The organism is Microbacterium sp. 13-71-7 (genome assembly GCF_002257455.1).
Lineage (GTDB): Bacteria > Actinomycetota > Actinomycetes > Actinomycetales > Microbacteriaceae > Microbacterium.
In genome coordinates this window covers 1-2,417 of record NZ_NCKN01000370.1, presented here as the reverse complement: position 1 = coordinate 2,417, position 2,417 = coordinate 1, and the positions used below count along the sequence as shown (strand labels likewise).

The window sequence follows — 2,417 nt, the reverse complement described above, 5'->3', positions numbered from 1 at the left end:
CGCACAGTCGACGACGATCGCGTGCTGCACTCCGTGCACTCGACGTTCCTGCGGGGCGTCGACGTCGCCGAGCCGGTGCGCTACGAGGTCGAGCTCCTCCGCGACGGCCGCGGCTTCTCGACGAGGCACGTCCGCGGGCACCAGCACGGCAAGGTCGCGTTCCTCGCGACGGCGTCGTTCCACGTGCCGGAGGAGTTCCCCGAGCACGGGCCGGACATGCCGGAGGCGCCGGATCCGGAGACCCTGCCGTCGAGCGCCGAGGCGCTCACCGGCCACGAGGGCGCCGACGTCGACTACTGGTCGCACGACCGCAGCTTCGACATGCGGCACGTCCCCGGGCCGGTGTACGTGCGCGTCGAGGGAGAGCGCGTACCGCACCAGGCCGTCTGGGTGCGCGCGTTCGAGACCCTCGACGACGAGCCCGTGACGCATCAGCTCGCGATCGCATACGTCTGCGACTACACGATCCTCGAACCGGTGCTGCGCGTGCTCGGCCTGCCCTGGCGGGACGAGGGCCTCGTGACCGCGAGCCTGGACCACGCCATGTGGTTCCACGCGCCCGCCCGCGCCGACGAGTGGCTCCTGTACGCGCAGGAGAGTGCCGGCGTCTCCGACGGGCGGGGCCTCGGCCTCGGCCGCTTCTTCGACCGCACCGGCCGCCTCATCGCGACCGTCGCCCAGGAGGGCATGATCCGCCCGGGTCGCGCCCTCTGAGCATCACCCCGATCATCCCGACGATCCGTCGGATCCTGCCCCGAGAGGCGGATCCACCCCAGGAAGGGAGCAGCAATGGAGCTTTCCCGCTCAGCCCACGTCGACACCTTCGCCCGCGACGCACTGCCGCCGTTCGAGCTCTGGCCGACGCTGGAGTTCACGATCCCGGAGGTGCAGTACCCGGAGCGGCTCAACGCGGCCGTCGAGCTCCTCGACCGCGCGGTCGAGACGTTCGGCCCCGACCGTGACGCCGTGATCCTCGGCGACGGCACGCGGTGGAGCTACGGGGAGCTGCAGCGCCGCGCGAACCAGGTCGCCCAGGTGCTGACAGAGGATCTGGGGGTCGTGCCGGGCAACCGCGTCGCCCTGCGGCTGCTCAACGGACCCTGGGCCGTTGCCTGCTGGCTCGGCGCGCTCAAGGCCGGCGCGGTCGTGGTGACCACCATGGTCGCCTGGAAGCAGAGCGAGGTCCGCAACGTGTTCGAGCGGGTGCGCCCGTCGGCCGCGATCGTCGACCACCGTGATCTCGACGTCGTCGAGGGTGCCCTTCGCGACCTGCTGCCGGAGAGCGGCCTCGTGGTGTTCGGCGGCGAGGAGGACCGCCTGATGCGCGCCTGCGATTGCAAGGACGGCGCGTTCGCGGCGGTCGACACGGCCGCCGACGACGTGGCGCTGCTCGGCGCGACCAGCGGCACGACGGGCGCGCCGAAGATCACGATGCACTTCCACCGCGACATCCTCGCCAACGCCGACACCTTCGCGAAGCACGTGCTGCACCTGACGCCGGACGACGTCAGCGCGACCACCGCCCCGCTCGCGTTCACCTTCGGCCTCGGCGGCGCCGTGGTGTTCCCGCTCCGCACAGGAGGCGCCGCGGTGATCCTCGAGCGGGCCACCCCGATCGAACTCGCGCGGCTCATCGAGCCGCTCGGGATCACCGTGCTCTACACGGCTCCGACCGGGTATCGCGCGATCCTCAAGGAGGGCCTCGCCGAGGCGCTCCGCCGGCTGCGGGTCGGCGTCTCGGCCGGGGAGCACCTCTCCCGGGAGACCTTCGAGGCCGTAGCCGCGGCGACCGGCGTGCGGCTCGTGAACGGCATCGGATCCACCGAGATGCTGCACGTGTTCATCTCGGCGTCCGGCGACGACATCCGTCCGGGAGCCACCGGGCGGGCCGTGCCCGGCTATCGGGCGGCGATCCTCGACGACGACGGCCGGATCCTCGGACCGGGCCGGCCGGGGCGTCTCGGCGTCATCGGGCCCACCGGATGCCGCTACCTGGACGACCCGCGGCAGACGGCGTACGTGCACGACGGATGGAACATCACCGGCGACACCTTCGTGCAGGACGAGGACGGCTACTTCACCTTCTACGCCCGCAGCGACTCGATGATCGTGACGGCCGGCTACAACGTCGGCGCTCCGGAGGTCGAGGAGGCCATCGCCGCCCATCCGGACGTGCTCGAGGTCGCGGTCGTCGGCCGTCCCGACGCCGATCGCGGCACGATCGTCAACGCGTACGTCGTCCCCCGCGCCGACGTAGAGGTCTCGGAGGAGCTCACCGCCTCGATCCTCGCCCTCGTGAAGTCGCGGCTGGCGCTCTACAAGTGCCCTCGTCGCATCGACTACCTCGCCGCATTGCCCCGCAACCCCAGCGGCAAGGTGCAGCACTTCATCCTGCGCGACAGGGCCGCGGCCGAGGC

The 2,417-nt window shown here is 71.7% G+C and carries 2 protein-coding genes; both read left to right on the top strand.

What is annotated here, in order from left to right; genetic code table 11:
* Positions 1 to 714 (top strand): acyl-CoA thioesterase domain-containing protein (locus B7X32_RS20350; RefSeq protein WP_292723927.1); only part of this gene is annotated, 714 nt, incomplete at its 5' end.
* Positions 715 to 789: 75 nt separating this feature from the next.
* A partial coding sequence (locus B7X32_RS20345) for an AMP-binding protein (RefSeq protein WP_292723925.1) occupies positions 790 to 2,417 on the top strand: 1,628 nt, incomplete at its 3' end.